16 protein-coding genes, 1 tRNA gene and 1 pseudogene are annotated in these 17,799 nt (G+C 52.9%); 11 read left to right on the top strand and 7 right to left on the bottom strand.

Annotation, left to right across the window (positions count from 1 at the left end):
- Together HMPREF2726_RS05240 and HMPREF2726_RS05245 are read right to left on the bottom strand one after the other, a co-directional pair.
- On the bottom strand, positions 1–265 hold a 265-nt coding region (locus HMPREF2726_RS05240; RefSeq protein WP_148132474.1), incomplete at its 3' end, for a helix-turn-helix domain-containing protein.
- Positions 266–679: 414 nt separating this feature from the next.
- A complete protein-coding gene (locus HMPREF2726_RS05245; protein ID WP_070602516.1) occupies positions 680–1,702 on the bottom strand; it encodes an SPFH domain-containing protein in 1,023 nt (340 codons plus the stop codon).
- A gap of 361 nt (positions 1,703–2,063) precedes the next feature.
- Between HMPREF2726_RS05245 and HMPREF2726_RS05250 the strand changes: the two genes are divergently transcribed.
- Complete coding sequence (locus HMPREF2726_RS05250) at positions 2,064–2,885, top strand: DUF6850 family outer membrane beta-barrel protein (protein WP_003777531.1); 822 nt, start codon at positions 2,064–2,066, stop codon at positions 2,883–2,885.
- A 268-nt stretch (positions 2,886–3,153) separates the two neighbouring features.
- Here HMPREF2726_RS05250 and HMPREF2726_RS05255 read toward each other — a convergent pair whose 3' ends face one another.
- A complete protein-coding gene (locus tag HMPREF2726_RS05255) occupies positions 3,154–3,552 on the bottom strand; it encodes a DUF350 domain-containing protein (RefSeq protein WP_009311607.1) in 399 nt (132 codons plus the stop codon).
- 256 nt (positions 3,553–3,808) lie between these two features.
- On the opposite strand from HMPREF2726_RS05255, the gene HMPREF2726_RS05260 reads away from it, so the two are divergent.
- Entirely contained in the window at positions 3,809–5,323 is a 1,515-nt protein-coding gene (locus tag HMPREF2726_RS05260) for a polyamine aminopropyltransferase (protein ID WP_070602518.1), read from the top strand.
- Positions 5,324–5,380: 57 nt separating this feature from the next.
- Here the strand turns inward: HMPREF2726_RS05260 and HMPREF2726_RS05265 are convergent, their stop codons facing one another.
- Entirely contained in the window at positions 5,381–6,409 is a 1,029-nt protein-coding gene (locus HMPREF2726_RS05265) for a T6SS immunity protein Tli4 family protein (protein ID WP_009311609.1), read from the bottom strand.
- 266 nt (positions 6,410–6,675) lie between these two features.
- A tRNA-Leu gene (locus tag HMPREF2726_RS05270) sits at positions 6,676–6,760 on the bottom strand.
- Positions 6,761–7,050: 290 nt separating this feature from the next.
- Here HMPREF2726_RS05270 and HMPREF2726_RS05275 point away from each other — a divergent pair.
- From HMPREF2726_RS05275 to HMPREF2726_RS05305, 7 genes are all read left to right on the top strand, one after another.
- Entirely contained in the window at positions 7,051–7,758 is a 708-nt protein-coding gene (locus HMPREF2726_RS05275; RefSeq protein WP_094113219.1) for an SCO family protein, read from the top strand.
- Positions 7,759–7,885: 127 nt separating this feature from the next.
- On the top strand, positions 7,886–8,539 hold the full coding sequence (gene hisG, locus HMPREF2726_RS05280) for an ATP phosphoribosyltransferase (protein ID WP_045072884.1): 654 nt from the start codon (positions 7,886–7,888) through the stop codon (positions 8,537–8,539).
- 103 nt (positions 8,540–8,642) lie between these two features.
- A complete protein-coding gene (locus HMPREF2726_RS05285) occupies positions 8,643–9,536 on the top strand; it encodes an LEM-3-like GIY-YIG domain-containing protein (RefSeq protein ID WP_070602520.1) in 894 nt (297 codons plus the stop codon).
- Complete coding sequence (hisD, locus tag HMPREF2726_RS05290) at positions 9,533–10,825, top strand: histidinol dehydrogenase (RefSeq protein WP_070602522.1); 1,293 nt, start codon at positions 9,533–9,535, stop codon at positions 10,823–10,825. Before HMPREF2726_RS05285 ends, hisD begins: the two co-directional genes overlap by 4 nt.
- A gap of 89 nt (positions 10,826–10,914) precedes the next feature.
- Complete coding sequence (locus tag HMPREF2726_RS05295; RefSeq protein ID WP_070602524.1) at positions 10,915–11,673, top strand: nucleotidyltransferase domain-containing protein; 759 nt, start codon at positions 10,915–10,917, stop codon at positions 11,671–11,673.
- A 161-nt stretch (positions 11,674–11,834) separates the two neighbouring features.
- Positions 11,835–12,521, top strand: coding sequence for a cysteine synthase (locus tag HMPREF2726_RS05300; RefSeq protein WP_070602526.1), 687 nt, complete (start codon positions 11,835–11,837; stop codon positions 12,519–12,521).
- Positions 12,522–12,555: 34 nt separating this feature from the next.
- Positions 12,556–13,617, top strand: coding sequence for a DNA polymerase beta superfamily protein (locus HMPREF2726_RS05305; RefSeq protein WP_070602528.1), 1,062 nt, complete (start codon positions 12,556–12,558; stop codon positions 13,615–13,617).
- Between the two features lie 143 nt (positions 13,618–13,760).
- Here HMPREF2726_RS05305 and HMPREF2726_RS14380 read toward each other — a convergent pair.
- Both HMPREF2726_RS14380 and HMPREF2726_RS05310 read right to left on the bottom strand, forming a co-directional pair.
- Positions 13,761–13,881, bottom strand: a pseudogene (locus HMPREF2726_RS14380) (IS5/IS1182 family transposase); the annotation flags it as partial.
- 5 nt (positions 13,882–13,886) lie between these two features.
- The gene (locus HMPREF2726_RS05310) at positions 13,887–14,927 is read right to left on the bottom strand and encodes a zinc-dependent alcohol dehydrogenase family protein (RefSeq protein WP_009311615.1); all 1,041 of its coding nucleotides are present in this window, start codon (positions 14,925–14,927) and stop codon (positions 13,887–13,889) included.
- Between the two features lie 162 nt (positions 14,928–15,089).
- On the opposite strand from HMPREF2726_RS05310, the gene mutY reads away from it, so the two are divergent.
- Positions 15,090–16,184 carry an A/G-specific adenine glycosylase gene (gene mutY, locus HMPREF2726_RS05315; protein WP_070602530.1) on the top strand — a complete coding sequence of 365 codons (1,095 nt, stop codon included), beginning with the start codon at positions 15,090–15,092 and terminating at the stop codon, positions 16,182–16,184.
- 95 nt (positions 16,185–16,279) lie between these two features.
- The gene (locus HMPREF2726_RS05320; RefSeq protein ID WP_009311617.1) at positions 16,280–17,749 is read left to right on the top strand and encodes a protein adenylyltransferase SelO; all 1,470 of its coding nucleotides are present in this window, start codon (positions 16,280–16,282) and stop codon (positions 17,747–17,749) included.
- The last annotated feature ends 50 nt before the right edge of the window (positions 17,750–17,799 follow it).

Raw genomic sequence — 17,799 nt, forward strand, 5'->3', positions numbered from 1 at the left:
GTTTGCGGCGGATAAGGGTGTCGATGTGTTGAATGAGCTGCGAATCGAGCTTATAGGGTTTTCGCTTACGCTGTTTGGTCAGCCGGCTTTGCCTTTGGGCTTTATCGGCGCTGTATTGCTGTCCTTGGATGCAGTGCCGCTTGATTTCGCGGCTGATGGTGCTTTTGTGGCGGTTAAGCTGTTTGGCGATTTCGGTGACGGTGCAGTGGCGTGACAGGTATTGTATATGGTATCGTTCGTCTTGGGTCAGTTGTGTGTAGCTCATGGCATCTTGCAGGAAAGGCCGTATGCTACCGCATACTGACCTTTTTCTGTTATGGAAAGTTGCACTTCAAATGCGAATCCGCCGTCGTCTGAAAACTGATTTTCAGACGACCTTGTGTTTTATAGTAAACAAATTTTAATCAAGACGAGGAGGCAACGTCGCTAACCGCACAGATGATACGCAACCGGTCCATTCAATATTTTATACCTGAGAGAATCGTTTTCTTTGAATTATAGTGGATTAACTTTAATCCACTATAAAGCGAGGCAACACCACTCCGATTTAAACTGCATCCACTATAAAAAAGCTGAGTCCTGTCACATACAGAACCCAGCTTTTTATTTAATCCACCAAAGCAGGCTTTTATGAGTGTCCAATATTTTGAAGCTCAGTGTTTTCAGACGACCTCTTTCCTCAGCCGATCAACTGTTTCAACACTTCCGCTTTGGCTTTATCGTAATCCTCTTGGGAAATCAAACCACCGTCCAACAGGGATTTGAGTTTCGTCAATTTTGCCTGCGGGTCTTCGGAGGTCGTCTGAACGCTTTGAGCGGGTTGTGCTGCCGGTTGTGCCGCGGGCTGCATCATGCCCGCCATCGCGCCAGCCATTGCCTGACCGACGCCTGCGCCCACCCCCAAGCCTGCGCCGATTCCAGCAAGTCCGCCTTCGTTTTGCGCGGCGAGCGGGATGGATTCGGCGGTTTGGTATTGGGTGTAGCGTCCCAAGTCGCCGATGACGCCCATGGAAATTTTCTTATCCAACGCTTCTTGGATGGCGGCAGGCAGAGTGATGCTTTCGACAGTGAAGTTTTCCAGCGTCAAGCCGAGTTTGGCAAACTCTGCGCCGAGCAATTCGCCGATTTTTTGCGACAGCAAAACTTGGTTCGCCGCCATGTCTAGAAACGGAATGCCTGAGCTGCCGAACGCCGCCGTGAGTTGGGTGATGGCGATATTGCGCAACTGGTTTTCCAACTCGACACCGCTGTATTCTGCCGCTACGCCGCTGACTTCTTTGAAGAATTTTGCAGGATCGCTGATGCGGTAGGCGTACATGCCGAACGAGCGCAACTGCACTGCACCGAACTCGGCATCGCGCACGGTAACGGGTTGCGACGTACCCCATTTCCGCGCAAGCTGTTGTTTGGTATTGAAAAAGTAAACATCGGATTTAAACGGGGATTCAAAGAGCTTGTCCCAGTTTTTCAGGTTGGTCAGCAGCGGCAGCGTTTGCGTGTTGAGCGTGTAACGTCCCGGTCCGAACACGTCGGCGGTTACGCCTTCATCGACAAACATCGCCATCTGCGCCTCGCGCACGGTCAGGCTCGCGCCGTTTTGGATTTCCTCGTCGGCAATCGGGAAACGCCACATCAGCAGGCTGTCGTCGGGATTCGGCCATTGGATGACGTCGATAAACTGTTTCTTGATAAAGTTGAACATTGCGGTTCCTTATTTTGAAGAATGGGTAACTTGTCGGTTGTAGACATGACATAAGGGCAGAAAACGTATGTTTTCTTCAACCGATTATAAAATCAGGTTAAACACCGGCATTTCTAAGAATATCGGCATAGCGTCGGACTGCTTGCCGCCTGTGCTTTGTGTACACGGTCAGGTTTGCGCTATTTCGGGGATTTTCGCCACTAATCGAAAAATGCCCATCGGGAAAATCGTCGGATGGAAAATCTGAGCGGTTGATATATCCGCCAAGCGGTAATTGTTGGGTTTTGTTGGGTCATTATAGAATGGTTAGTGCAATTTCTCTAACTTATCATATTGATTCTAACAAAGAAAAGGAATATACATGCAAAAAACCACCCGCTTCTGCTTTGCCGTTTTGGCATTGTCTGCCGCCGTCTGCACACAGGCTGCCCGTCCTGTCGAGTTTACCGTGGGTACGGAATATTACAAAGAGAATTATCGGGAATATAAAGACGGCGAGCGCCTTATGCGTCAAAAGGGAAACCTGTGGTCTCTGACAGGCGGCGTCAAATATCGCTTTAACGACCGCCATGCGGCAAAATTAGAAGGACGCTACTCCCGAGGCAAGTCGGATTACACAGGAAGGTATCAGGACGGAAGAGGCAATGTAACGGAATACGGCACTGCCACGTTCAACGGCTCTCCGCGCCGCGTCTATGATGTCCGCGCCTTATATGAATATACGCACCCGATTAACGACCGTGTCAGCCTGACAGCCGGAGCAGGCGTGGGTCACCGCGTTTTGAAAGATTTGGGTTCCCGCGTCGTAGCCAACAATTACGACCGCAAAAACCGGACCACTTATGCGCAAATCAATGCCGGTGTAAACATTGCGCTTCCTGCCGGTTTCGAAGTTTCACCCAATATCGCCTACAACCATTCCCTGAGAGGCCGTCAGCATTCTTATCGCGCCCATCAGGACATTGAAATGAAACAGTCGAGCGGACACGGCATCGAAGTCGAAGTACCCGTATCTAAAAAATTCGCCAACGAATCTAAAATAAGCGTCGTTCCGTTTTATCGCGGCTGGAAAGTCAAGAAATCGGATACGGCCCTCGTCTATCTGCCAGACGGTATATATGGTTCAACCGAACCTAAAAACTACACCCATGAAGCTGGTGTAAAAGTACGATATACATTCTGATGCACTGATGGTGCGTTTACCTTTTCAGACGACCTTGCAGACAGGCAGGTCGTCTGAAATTTTTAGTATAGTGGATTAACTTTAAACCAGTACGGCGTTGCCTCGCCTTGGCTCAAAGAGACATTCTCTAAGGTGCTGAAGCACCAAGTGAATCGGTTTCTGTACTGTCTGTACTGTCTTGCGGTTTCATCGCCTTGTCCTGATTTAAAGTTAATCCACTATAGTTTATGGAAACACTCAACTTTCTGAAACCAAGAAAACAGAAGCATCAGGTCAGACAAGCCGCATTCAAGATGCCGATGGATACGGACACCGCGCCAAACAGCGCGCCGACGGCGACGTTGTTGCCGATAAGTTCTTCCGTTGCGCCTTTAATCATCATCGTGGCGGCGAAATACACCAAAATCTGAATCACCGCCGCCGCAAGACCCCACAGGATAAAATCAACGAAACTGACGCTGTGGGCAATGCTGGATGCGAGCGTCAAACAAAATCCGACCAGTGCGCCGCCGAACGATAAGGCGCAGGCAAGGTTGCCGTTTTTAATCAGCCGCAACTCTTCCGCAGGCGTAATCCGCAGATACACCACGCCGAAAACGGCAGTCATCGCCACCCCCGCAAGCATATATTGCAGGTAAAGCAGGTATTGGGGCAGTGAAATACTCACGATAGGGCTTCCTCGGTATTTTGATATAATGGATTATGCCACAACTCTAAGCCATCTGAAATTAAAGGGGACGCACCGCAAACCGGCCCTTCCTTAAAAAACGGTTTTGGACTCGAAAAACCATACATTCAACACCCAAGGCAGCGCGGCAGGATACGCATTTCTGTTCAAGGCATACCGTTTTACACATCAAGCCCCTCCATTGTCGAATCATCCGTTTTCAGATTTCAGACGACCCCTATACAACGCCCACACCATGACCGCCAACCGCACCCTCATCATCTCCGTCTTCATCGTCGCCAGTTGCGGCCTCGCCTACGAACTCATCATCGCCGCGCTGGCGAGCTATCTTTTGGGCGACAGCATTTTGCAGTTTTCTTCCGTCATCGGACTTTATCTTTTCTCGATGGGCATAGGCGCGCACCTGACCCGCTACATCAAAGACGAAGACGTGTTGCACCGCTTTATCGAAATCGAACTTTTGGTCGGCATCATCGGTGGCATTTCCGCGCTGGCCTTGTTCGTCGCCTTCGGGCTTTCCGCCGCCCCGTTCCGCACCCTGCTCTATGCCTTCGTGCTGATTGTCGGCGCGGTCGTCGGCATGGAAATCCCGTTGGTCATGCGCGTGTTAAACCGCAAAGGCGCAGAGTTTAAAGAACTCGTTGCCAAAGTCCTGACCTTCGACTATTTGGGCGCACTCGCCGTTTCCCTGCTCTTTCCTCTTCTCCTCGCACCCAAACTCGGCATGGCGCGTTCCGCCCTTTTGTTCGGCATCCTCAACGCCGCCGTCGCCTACCTGACCGCACGCGTATTCAAAGCCGAACTGCCCCGCTACCGCGCCATCCGCCTGCGCGCGCTGATTGTCTTGTCCGTCCTCGCCGTCACCTTCGCCTACGCCGACCGCATCTCCTTCAAGGCCGAACAAAGCTATTTCGGCGATCCTATCGTCTATCAAAGCCACTCGCCCTACCAGCGGCTCGTCGTGACCCGCTGGAAAGACGACACCCGCCTCTACATCAACGGCAACCTGCAATTCTCCTCGCGCGACGAAGCCCGTTACCACGAAGCCCTCGTCCTGCCCGCCATGCAGATGGTTTCCGACGCCTCCCGCATCCTCATCCTCGGCGGCGGCGACGGGCTGGCGGCGCGCGAAGTCTTGAAATACCCGCAGGTCAAACACGTTACCTTGGTCGATTTAGACCCCGACATGACCGCCACTTTTAAAACCTCCGCCGCCTTAAGCGCGCTCAACCAAGGCTCGCTGTCCCATCCCAAAATGCACGTCGTCAACGACGATGCCGCCAAATGGCTGGAGGGGTCGTCTGAAAAATTCGACGTCATCATCATCGACCTGCCCGACCCGTCCAATTTCTCACTGGGCAAACTCTACTCCGTCCCCATGTACCGCCTCGTCGCCCGCCATCTTCAACCGCAGGGCAAAATCGTCGTCCAATCCACTTCGCCCTACTTCGCCCCCAACGCCTACTGGTCGGTCGTCGCCACCCTCGAAGCCGCCGGCCTTTACACCGCGCCTTATCACGTTTACGTCCCCTCCTTCGGCGAATGGGGATTTGTGTTGGCAGGCTTCGATAAGCAATTCCCCGTCCCGCAGAAATTCGACGTTCCTACCCGTTATCTGAACGCCCAAACCGCCGCCGAAATGTTCCGCTTCCCGCCGGACATGGCAAGGCGCAAGGTTGAGCCGAACTATCTGAACAACCAAATCCTCGTCAGCTATTTCGAAAGTGACTGGCGCAACGTAACCCGTTGAGCCGCCTCCCCAAAACAAAGGTCGTCTGAAAACCATTTTCAGACGACCTTTTCATCGCTATGGCTTCACAGGCTTCAAAGTCGGCAAAACCGTATCCCAAATCGCAAGGACTTCGGCTTCACTGCGCTTCGTTCCGTCTTTTTTCTCCGCGCCAAACTGCATCATGATGCGCGGATCGCCACCGTCGCGCTCCCAAAAGAACATATATTTGTTGCCGCCCCATTTCACCAATTTTTCCTCACCCGACATGCCGTTGATGGTGCGTTTGCCTTGGCGGATGGTGCGGGTTAGCGCTTTAACCATTGCGCCTTTCCCCAGATTTACCTTACGCTGCAGCAGCGTCGGCTCGCCTGCCTCCAGTACGTCACCGTGCATGATTTCCAGACTCATATCGTGTTGTTTGGCAAATTCGACGGTGCTATGGACTTCAAACGGTTTTTTGCCGTCATCGGCGATAAAACCGCCTATCAGGCATATACCGTGTTTATTTGGCACTTCAAATTCCTGCCTGGTTTTCAAACCGCTGAGGATTTCTTGGCGGAATTTTTTCTCTAAGGTGTTTATCGCTTCTTTTTCTTGGGCTTTCCAGTTGGCAGGGGCTTTGCCGTTTTCGGCAGGGATATAGAAAAAACTGCGTACGATATAGGCGTCATCATTATCCAGCTTGAAATATAAGTCGGCTTCGTAGGGCATACCGTCATCCCCAACAAGATCTTCCCAGCCAAATCCTTTTCGCGTTACCTGCATCATCGCCCGATCCGGAATCAGGGTACGGGTATCGACGACAATATCCGTTCCATCATAACCACTACGTTTAAACCTATTGATAGTCCTAACGTTTCTATCCCAGTCGTTAAACATAACCATCACGCTCCAGCCATTGTAACCAAGGTGCGTACTGCCATGGCGGCGTTTGGACGGCAGGCGCAATTGATAGCGGCCGCTGCAATAGGGCTGTTCTGTCCAGTAGGCGGTATCGATGGCGGATTGTGTGACGGTTGGTGACGTTTCTGCAGATGGGGAAACGGTAGGCGTGCAGGCTGAGACGGCAAGTATTAGAGACAGCGTGGTCAAACGGATGGACATGGATAAGCTCCGTGATTGAATAGGGGTCGTCTGAAAGTATAGTTTATTCAGACGACCTTTGTCATAAAACGGGCTTGGCGGTATTTATTCAACATAAGCGGAGAAATAAGAGGTAAATGAATCCGACTTTTGCTGAACCGCGTGTTTGTTTTGATCCAATACTGAGAACATGGCAAAACCAACAAAAATCCTGATTGATCAAAATGTTGGCTTCTAATATGAGTTTTCGACAGGCAAAAAAATAACCGCTGATAAGCGGTTTATTGTGGTGCCCAGGGTCGGACTCGAACCGACACACCTTGCGGCGGGGGATTTTGAGTCCCCTGCGTCTACCAATTTCGCCACCTGGGCTGGTGAAGAAGTCGCTATTATAGCGGCGTATTCGGGCTTGTAAAGCAAAATCTTGCCCTGTTTGCAGACATATTGCTTATATTTTTGATTTTTAAAAACATTAAATTCATTTTATTTTGTTCCCGACGCGCCCTACTCTTTCCACTTATATCAAACATCATTCATTTTCAGCCGAAAAACGGCATAAACCGCTATATTAAATGTTGCAAACGCGCTAAGATGGCAGCGTTCGTTTCATTTTTTTATTTTCAGACGACGTTCACACACCATACCCGCATTGGAGAATTTTTATGATGCCTACTGCAATCCGTACCGCCATTTTGGGCGCATTCGCCCTTGCCGCACTTGCTGCCTGCAAACCAGAAGCCAAAGCGCCGGAACAAAATCCTGCCCCTGCTTCAGCCGCTTCTTCAACAGCGGCTCCGGTCGAACAGCCTGCTTCCGCTCCCGCCGCATCCTCACCTGCCGCTACCGCGCCCGCACCGCAAGCGCCCGGAACGGATATGCGTAAAGAAGACATCGGCGGCGATTTCACGCTGACCGACGGCGACGGCAAGCCGTTCAGCTTAAGCAGCCTGAAAGGCAAAGTTGTGATTCTGTCCTTCGGTTATACGCACTGCCCCGACGTTTGTCCGACCGAATTGCTGACTTACAGCGACACATTGAAACAGTTGGGCGATCAGGCGAAAGATGTGAAAGTGGTGTTCGTCAGCATCGACCCCGAGCGCGACACGCCCGCAGTCATCGGCAAATACGTCAAACAGTTCAATCCTGAATTTATCGGTCTGACTGCGACAGGCGACCAAAGCCTGCCGGTCATCAAACAGCAATACCGCGTGGTGTCCTCCAAAGTCAATCAAAAAGAAGACAGCGAAAACTATTTGGTTGACCACTCTTCCGGCGCGTATCTGATTGATAAAACCGGCGAAGTGGCGATTTTCTCGCGTTACGGCAGCGAGCCGGCAACCATTGCCGCCGACATCAAAAAACTGCTTTGATCCGCATGGGGTCGTCTGAATGCCGGTCGCGGTTTTCAGACGACCTTTTTCCCATCTGAAACATATAGTGGAGAAAGTCAGACCGCCTGCTTGATACAGGTTCGAAGTCTGACGGCACACAACAACAATGACTGAAAACACACTGACCATCGCCCTGTCCAAAGGGCGCATCTTTGAAGAAACGCTGCCGCTTTTGGCGGCGGCGGGCATCATTCCTGCCGAAGCGCCCGAAAAATCGCGCAAGCTGATTATCGGCACCAACCATGAAAACATCCGCCTCGTCATCGTCCGCGCCACCGACGTACCGACTTACGTCCAATACGGCGCGGCAGACTTCGGCATCGCGGGCAAAGACGTTTTAATCGAACACGGCGGCAGCGGGCTTTACCAGCCACTGGATTTGCACATCGCCGAATGCCGCATGATGGTTGCCGTCCGCAAAGGTTTCGACTACGCCGCAGCCTCGCAGCCCGGCAGCCGCCTGCGTATCGCGACGAAATACCCCAACATCGCCGCCGAGCATTTCGCCGGCAAAGGCGTACACGTTGACATCATCAAACTCTACGGCTCGATGGAGCTTGCGCCGCTGGTCGGCCTGAGCGACGCCATCGTCGATTTGGTCTCCACCGGCAACACGCTTAAGGCGAACGGCTTGGAAGCGGTCGAACACGTCGTCGATATTTCCAGCCGTCTGGTGGTCAACAAAGCCGCATTGAAAACGAAACACGCGCTGCTGGAGCCGATTATTCAGGCGTTCGGCAGCGCAGCGAAGGCGGGGTGAGCGTTCATTTGAATGAAGATGCGTTTTCAGACGACCCTAGCCTCTCCCGCCGACAGGTCGTCTGAAAATACCACCGGCAGTAAACTGTATAGGAGGATTTAAAATGGTTGCAAAAATAAAAAAATTTTCAGATTCAACCCTGTCCGTTTTGAATAACGGAGAGCGTCGGTTTTACGTCTATTGCCTGACCGACCTGAAAAAAGACAAAATTCTCTACATCGGCAAAGGCTGCGGTAATCGTATCTTCGAACATGAATGGGTTGCCAGCCGTTCACAAGACCCAGTCTCCGGCGAGATTGTCGATCGGAAACTCAAAGCCATTGCCAAATGCAAAAAACTCGGCCGCTATATCATCAGCTATCATCTGACTGAAGCAGAAGCGCTAGCCGCCGAATCTGCCTTAATTCATTTTGTTAAATCTGTCTTGGGTAAAAAACTCAAAAATAAAATTGCTGGACATGGTCCGGGTGGTATTAGCGTAGAAAAACTGGATCGCCGCTTTGGATTCTCCCCTCTCCCACTTGATGAGATCAACTCCAACGAGCTAATTCTCGCCATCAAAATCCACAATGCTTTCGATTTAGACACTGACGAAGAATCGGACTACAGCTTCGACAACCAAGACGATGCCAACCTCAAATCGCGCACGTTGGGCAACTGGGTTATCGGTAAAGACGTCGCTTCAAAAGTGAAATACGTTATCGGCGTTCACACCGGACTGCAAAACGCTGTTGTCAGCGCGTACGAAGTGGACGGCTTTGAAACAATGACTGAGGAAACCAAAAACGGCAGAAAACAAACCCGTTACCGTTTCCATACTACCTCTCGTAGCGAAGAGGTATTAGCCAAACTCGGTCTACAACAAAAATGCCTACCCGAATTGAAGTTTGGTAGCGGGGGAGAAAAAGCGTATATCAGACCCAAAACCGAGACTGAACAAGAAAATATTCAGACGACCCCAAGTCCAAAAATATCAAAGGAGAAAACCAAATCATGAAAAAACTCAACACCCAATCGCCCGATTTCCAAATCGAACTCAAAGCCCTACTGGCTTTTGAGACCGCGCAAAATCCCGAAATCGACCGCATCGTTGCCGACATCTGCGCCGATGTGCAGAAGCGCGGCGATGTGGCACTCATCGAATACACCAACCGCTTCGACGGCACGTCCGCCCAAACCATAACCGACCTCATCCTCACTCAAGACGATTTGCAGGCCGCGTTTGAGCGTTTGCAGCCCGAAATTCAAACCGCCTTGAAAACCGCCGCCGCACGCGTCGAAAGCTACCACCAACGCCAAAAAATGGAATCGTGGACCTACGAAGACGAAGACGGCACGCTGTTGGGACAACAAATTACACCGCTTGACCGCGTCGGCATTTACGTTCCCGGCGGCAAAGCGGCGTATCCGAGTTCCGTCATCATGAACGCCATGCCCGCCCATGTCGCAGGCGTGAAAGAAATCATTATGGTCGTCCCCACGCCCAAAGGCGAACGCAACGACATCGTACTTGCCGCCGCCTTCGTCGCGGGCGTCACCAAAGTCTTCACCGTCGGCGGCGCGCAGGCGGTTGCCGCCCTCGCCTACGGCACTGAGTCCGTACCGCAGGTCGATAAAATCACCGGCCCGGGCAACACCTTCGTCGCCGCCGCCAAACGTCGCGTGTTCGGCGTGGTCGGCATCGACATGGTGGCGGGGCCGTCTGAAATCCTCGTCATCGCCGACGGCAGCACGCCCGCCGACTGGGTGGCGATGGATTTGTTCAGCCAGGCCGAACACGACGAAATCGCCCAAGCCATCCTTATCGGCACGTCGCAGCCCTATCTCGACGAAGTCCAAGCCGCCATGAACCGCCTCATCGAAACCATGCCCCGCCGCGACATCATCGAAGCCTCGCTCGGCAACAGGGGCGCGATGATACTCGCCAAAGACTTGGACGAAGCCTGCGAAATCGCCAACTACATCTCCCCCGAACACTTGGAATTGTCGGTAGAAAACCCGCAGCAATGGGCGAAAAAAATCCGCCACGCCGGCGCGATTTTCATGGGACGCTACACCAGCGAAAGCCTCGGCGACTACTGCGCCGGCCCCAACCACGTCCTGCCCACCAGCCGCACCGCCCGCTTCTCCTCGCCGCTGGGTACTTACGACTTCCAAAAACGCTCCAGCCTGATCCAAGTCTCCGAACAAGGCGCGCAGAAACTGGGTAAAATCGCCAGCGTGTTGGCACACGGCGAAAGCCTGACCGCCCACGCACGCTCTGCGGAATTCAGGTTGAAAGACTGATTCGGCCACATCAACCATCCATCAAAAGCAAAGGTCGTCTGAAAACCGGTTTTTAGGGTTTTCAGACGACCTCTATTAAAAGAAACATCATGAAACAAGCCATTCAAGAAAAACTCACCCACATCGCCCATACCGAGCCGCTGCATTTCCTGCTGGCGGTAGAGAGCGGCAGCCGCGCATGGGGCTTTGCCTCGCCCGACAGCGATTACGACGTGCGCGCCATTTATATCCGTCCGCAGCCATATTATCTGCAAATCGACGAAGCAAAAGACACCTTTGAATTTATCGAAAACCAATGGTTTGACGTCGGCGGCTGGGACATCCGCAAAGCGTTGCGCCTGCTGCGGAAAAGCAATGCCACGCTGCTCGAATGGCTGCGTTCGCCGATTATTTATACGCAGGACGATGATTTCACAGGCCGTCTGAACGCGCTTGCGCCGCAATACGTCCAAGCCGCCGCGCTGCTGCACCATTATCGCGGCATCGCGGGCAACGCTTTGAAAGCCATGGATTTGGCGCACCCCGTCAAACTGAAAAAATGGTTTTACGTCTTGCGCCCGCTGCTCGCGGCACGGTGGGCAGTCAAACAAGGCGGCATCCCTCCGATGACGTTGGCGGAACTGATGAGCGAATGGCAAACGGACTGCGCCGCCCAAATTACCGATTTAGTGGCCATCAAGGCGGAACAGGATGAAAGTTACCTGCATACGCTGTCGCCCGAATTGCAACGACTGACGGTTGATTTATATAACGAAGTTTCCGAATTGTCCGCCCCTGCCTTCCAAATTGCCGACAGCGGGCCGTTGAACGCATTGTTCCGCGAAACTTTGGCGGCGGTTTATCCGTAAAACAAAAAGCAGCCTGTACAACAGTTAGGTCGAATTCTCAAATCTGACATTTTGGGTATTGTGAAAATGGATGGTAATAACAGGAGCTTCAAGGATTTTGTCGGATACAGGTATCCAGACTGAAATCTTATTATTGAACAAATCATACGGAAATCCGGAATATGCCACGCACCAACGCTGCCCAATCCCACGAATACCGCGCCATCCAACAGGCTGCGCAGCCCCTGTTTTCTCCGCAGAACCGTACCGAGCAGCATATGCTGACATTTCCAACGCAACATACGCTGCACATCGACAGTTACTCCGGTAAAGCGGACGGACGCAATTTGAGCGGCAGCCTGTGTCGGCTACACGATTCGGAAGGCGACACGGTGACTCAATGGCAATCGCTGGACGATTCCGCCGCGTTTTACCAATACATCACCCACAGCAACGGCAGGGATTATTTATTGTTCCGCCAGGATTTGTACGGATACAGCGTGCTGGACTTTGCCACGGGGGAAATCATGCAGTACCTGCCGCGCGCCGCGCTGGACGGTACGGAAACATTTATCTGGACGGAAGCGCATTACAATCCCGCCAACGATATGCTGGCAGTAGGTGGCTGTTATTGGGCTGCACCTTATGCCCTGCTGCTGGCAGATTTCAGCAACCCAATGTCTGCCCCTCCACGCATGACCGATGCGCTCTATGAATATATCCCAAATTTTTGGGATGATTACGATGGAGAAATAGATTTCCATGCGTGGCGCGGCACGGATTTGCTCTATACCGCACCGCTATTGGAAGAAAAAAACGCCGCGCCAAAAATTTTGACGCAGGCGCAATATTTGGCTTGGCTGGAATAGGTTTCACCCATCAATTACAAAAGGTCGTCTGAAAATGCTTACCATCGAAGATTTGCACACACAAAACCTGCTTTTACTCGAAGCCGTTTCCGGTAGCCGCGCCTACGGTTTGGCGACGCCCGAATCCGATACCGACATCAAAGGCGTGTTTTACCTGCCCAAATCCATGTTTTACGGCATGGAATACGTCCCGCAAATCAGCAACGAAACCAACGACATCGTTTATTACGAACTGGGGCGGTTTATCGAGCTTTTGCTGCAAAGCAACCCGAACACGCTGGAACTGCTCGCCTCGCCGCCCGATTGCGTGCGCTACCGCTCGCCGCTGATGGACGCGTTCAAAACCGAATGGTTTGTGTCCAAAGCCTGCCGCCAAAGTTTCGCCGGATACGCCTACGGGCAAATCAAAAAAGCACGCGGGCTGAACAAGAAAATCAGCAACCCGATGTCGTCTGAAAAGAAAAGCGTGCTTGATTTCTGCCACATCGTAGAAGACGCGCAAACCGTGCCGCTGCAACACTGGCTTGCGCAACGCGAAATGGAGCAGCGGCGGGTCGGTTTGGTCAAAATCGCCCACGCCCGCGAACTCTACGCCCTGTTTTACGACCCCGACGGCATGCGCGGCTACCACGGCATCGCGCTCAAACCCGAAGCCACCAACCTCTCCCTCAGCTCCGTTCCCGAAGGCGAAACCCCGCTTGCCTACCTCTCCTTCAACCAAGATGGATACAGCAGCTACTGCCGCGAATACGCCTCCTATCAGCAATGGCTGGCGGAACGCAACGAAACGCGCTACCAAGGCACGCAGGCACACGGACAGGGCTACGACGCCAAAAACATGATGCACACCTTCCGCCTGCTCGAAACCGCCCGCGACATCGCCCGCCACGGCGAAATCCGCCCGCGCCGCCCCAACCGCGACGAACTGCTCGCCATCAAACGCGGCGAATCCTCCTACGAAGAACTGCTGGAAAAAGCAGAACGGCTGATGGCGGAAGTGGAAACAGCGTTTGAGGCTGCCGACCTGCCCGAAACGGTAAATGCCGCTTCAGCGTTGGCGGCTTTGGTTGATGTGAGGGAAAAAATTTACGGATAGATGGCGAAAGGTCGTCTGAAAATGGGAACGGCAAGATTTATCGTGAATGGACTTTAAAAAATCGCTCCATTTGAACCAAACATCAGCCCCATAAATAAAGGGGTCGTCTGAAAATCTGTTTTCAGACGACCTCTATCTTTTTATAGTGGATTAACTTTAAACCAGTACGGCGTTGCCTCGCCTTGCCGTACTATCTGTACTGTCTGCGGCTTCGTCGCCTTGTCCTGATTTAGTTAAGCCACTATAGTAACTCAATAATCTGTTTCAAATCAATCCGCTTCCAAAACCACTTTCATGGCTTGGTTTTCGGCGGCGTGTTTGAACACATCATAAGCTTTTTCCAATTCGCTGAATTTGAAACGGTGGGTCAGCATTTTGGTGTAATCGACGGCACTGCTGGAAATTGCCTTCATCAGCATTTCGGTGGTATTGGCGTTTACCAAACCTGTTGTGATGGCGAGGTTTTTAATCCAGAGTTTTTCGAGTTTGAAATCAACGGATTGACCGTGTACGCCGACAACGGCGATATGACCGCCCGGTTTGACGATGTCTTGACACATATTCCATGTGGCGGGGATGCCGACGGCTTCGATGGCGCAATCCACGCCGTCGTCGCCGACGATGGCAAAGACCTGTTTGAATACGTCGCCTGAAGCAGGGCTGACGGTATGGGTTGCGCCCAATTCTTTCGCCAGTTTCAAACGGTTTTCGTCCATATCGCAGACGATGATGGCAGCAGGGCTGTACAGTTGGGCGGTCAACAGGGCGGACATGCCGACAGGACCTGCGCCTGCGATGAAGACGGTGTCGCCGGGTTTGACATCGCCGTATTGCACGCCGATTTCGTGGGCGGTCGGCAAGGCGTCGCTCAACAGCAGGGCGACTTCTTCGTTGACATTGTCGGGCAGCGGAACAAGGCTGTTGTCGGCATAAGGCGTGCGGACGTATTCGGCTTGCGTGCCGTCGATCATGTAGCCCAAAATCCAGCCGCCGTTGCGGCAGTGTGAATAGAGTTGGATTTTGCAGTTGTCGCAAGTACAGCATTTGCTGACGCATGAAATAATGACTTTATCGCCGACTTTAATGTTTTTTACAGCCTCGCCGACTTCTTCTACAATACCGATGCCTTCATGGCCGAGAATACGGCCGTCGGCGACTTCGGGGTTTTTGCCTTTCCAAATACCCAAGTCTGTACCGCAAATCGTGGTTTTGACGATTTTCACCACCGCATCGGTCGGATCGATAATCTGCGGGCGGTTTTTTTCTTCAAAACGGATGTCGTTTGCGCCGTGATAAACCATTGCTTTCATGCTGATACTCCTTGCTTGTTGATAAATAATTTCAATACTGCAACAAAGTCTCCTTATATGAGTTATATACCCCTAAAAAAAATAAGTCAATAAGAATTATTTTCACAATGTTATACCATAACATTTTGTTTTCAATATAAATAAAACCACTGATTGATATTAATGAACACACCCATCCCCTTCTCCGAACGGCTCATCCGCTGGCAAAAACAATACGGCAGGCACCACCTGCCTTGGCAGGTGCAAAACCCTTATTGCGTCTGGCTTTCCGAAATTATGCTCCAGCAGACGCAGGTTGCCACCGTGTTGGACTACTATCCGCGTTTCTTGGAAAAATTCCCGACCGTACAGGCACTTGCCGCCGCGCCGCAAGACGAAGTGTTGTCGTTGTGGGCGGGCTTGGGCTATTACAGCCGCGCGCGCAATCTGCACAAAGCCGCGCAACAAGTCGTCGAACAATTCGGCGGCACGTTTCCGTCAGAGCGCAAAGACTTGGAAACCCTCTGCGGCGTAGGCAGAAGCACCGCCGCCGCTATTTGCGCCTTTGCCTTCAACCGCCGCGAAACCATTTTGGACGGCAACGTCAAACGCGTACTCTGCCGCGTATTCGCCCGCGACGGCAATCCGCAGGACAAAAAATTTGAAAACTCGCTCTGGACGCTTGCCGAAAGCCTGCTGCCGTCTGAAAACGCCGATATGCCCGCCTATACGCAGGGCTTGATGGACTTAGGCGCAACCGTGTGCAAACGAACAAAACCCTTGTGCCATCAATGCCCGATGGCGGACATCTGCGAAGCGAAAAAGCAAAACCGCATCGCCAAGCTGCCGCGCAAAAAAATCGCCCTTGAAGTGCAAACCCTGCCGCTTTACTGGCTGATTGTCCGCAACCAAGACGGCGCAATCTTGCTGGAAAAACGCCCCGCCAAAGGCATTTGGGGCGGGCTGTATTGCGTGCCGTGTTTTGAAACCCTGAACGAAACATACGCTTGCGCCGAAAAGCTCGGCATTTTTTCAGAGTGCGCAGTCTCCCCGTGGGACGACCTTTCCGAGCAACCCGCCCTCACCCACCGCCTGACGCATCGTTTATTGATGATTACGCCGTTTGAAGCGCAAATCAGTTCGCCCGACACGCTGCCCCGTTCTGAAAACGCATCAAAAGATAACCGCTTCTGGGTGAAACCCGAAAATCTGGCGGATTACGGTTTGCCCAAACCGCTGGCAGATTATTTGAAACAACGGCAGCAGGCATTGTTTTAAAAATGCTTGAAAACCAAACACACAGCATCCAACTCTAAAACACAATAAACATACCCGCGCGTTATACAAACCCGCCCGCGCCCGTCAGGAATCCCATGCACACACTCCCCCTGCTTACCCAACAGTTCGTCGAACTCCCACCGTTTTTCTATTCCCGCGTTTCCCCTGAGCCGCTGACCGCGCCCTACTGGGTCGCCTTCAACACCGATTTGGCGGCAGAGTTGAATTTGGATACAGATTTTCAGACGACCGCCAACCTTGCCTACCTCAGCGGTAACGCGCCGCAATACGCGCCCGCGCCCATTGCCAGTGTTTACAGTGGCCATCAGTTCGGCGTCTATACCCCGCGCCTTGGCGACGGGCGCGCGATCTTGATTGGCGACTCCGTCGATGCCGCGGGACAACGCCAAGAGTGGCAGCTCAAGGGCGCAGGCAAAACGCCCTACTCCCGCTTTGCCGACGGGCGCGCCGTCTTGCGCTCCTCCATCCGCGAATACCTCTGTTCCGAAGCCATGCACGGTCTCGGCATCCCCACGACCCGCGCCCTCGCCCTGTGTGGCAGCGACGACCCCGTTTATCGTGAAACCGTCGAAACCGCCGCCGTCCTGACCCGCATCGCCCCGAGCTTTCTGCGCTTCGGCCATTTCGAATACTTCTATTACACCGGCCGCGAAGCCGAAATCCAACAACTTGCCGACTACCTCATCCGGCATTACTACCCCGACTGCCGAGATGCCGACAATCCCTACGCCGCCCTGTTGGAACAAATCCGCAACCGTACCGCCGATACCGTCGCCGCATGGCAAAGCGTCGGCTTCTGCCACGGCGTGATGAATACCGACAACATGTCTGCATTGGGGCTGACCATAGACTACGGCCCTTTCGGCTTCCTCGACGACTACGACCGCCGCCACGTCTGCAACCATTCCGACACCCAAGGCCGCTACGCCTACAATGCCCAGCCCTTCGTCGCCCATTGGAATTTCTCCGCCCTCGCCTCCTGCTTCGACACCCTCGTCCCACACGACACCCTCGAGCAACTCATCGACGGCTGGACAGAAGTTTTTCAGACGACCTATTTAGAGAAAATGCGCCGCAAACTCGGTTTGCAGCAAGCAGACAAAAGAGACGACGAAAGCCTTATCGCCGACCTCTTCGCCGCCCTGCAAGACCAAAAAACCGACTTCACCCTGTTTTTTAGAAACCTGTCCGGAGTCAGCAATACACACGGCGAACCCCTTCCGCCCAAACTCGAACAAACCTTCAAAAACGGCGTTCCGCCCGCCTTCATCCGCTGGCTCGGACGCTACCGCCAACGCCTGCGCGCCGAAAACAGCAATCCCGCCGAACGCGCAATACGCATGAACCTGACCAACCCGCTCTACATCCTGCGCAACTACCTTGCCGAACAAGCCATCGCCCAAGCCAGAAACGGCGATTACCGCGAAATCGAACGCCTGCGCTGCTGCCTCGCCCGTCCCTTTGACGAACAGGCAGAGTTCGCCGACCTTGCCGAACCGCCTCCCGAAGGCAGCATTCCGGTTTGCGTCAGTTGTTCAAGTTAGACGTTGAAGAAGACAGACAAAAAGGTCGAGACCTTTGCAAAATTCCCCAA

The organism is Neisseria sp. HMSC074B07 (assembly GCF_001810355.1).
Lineage (GTDB): Bacteria > Pseudomonadota > Gammaproteobacteria > Burkholderiales > Neisseriaceae > Neisseria.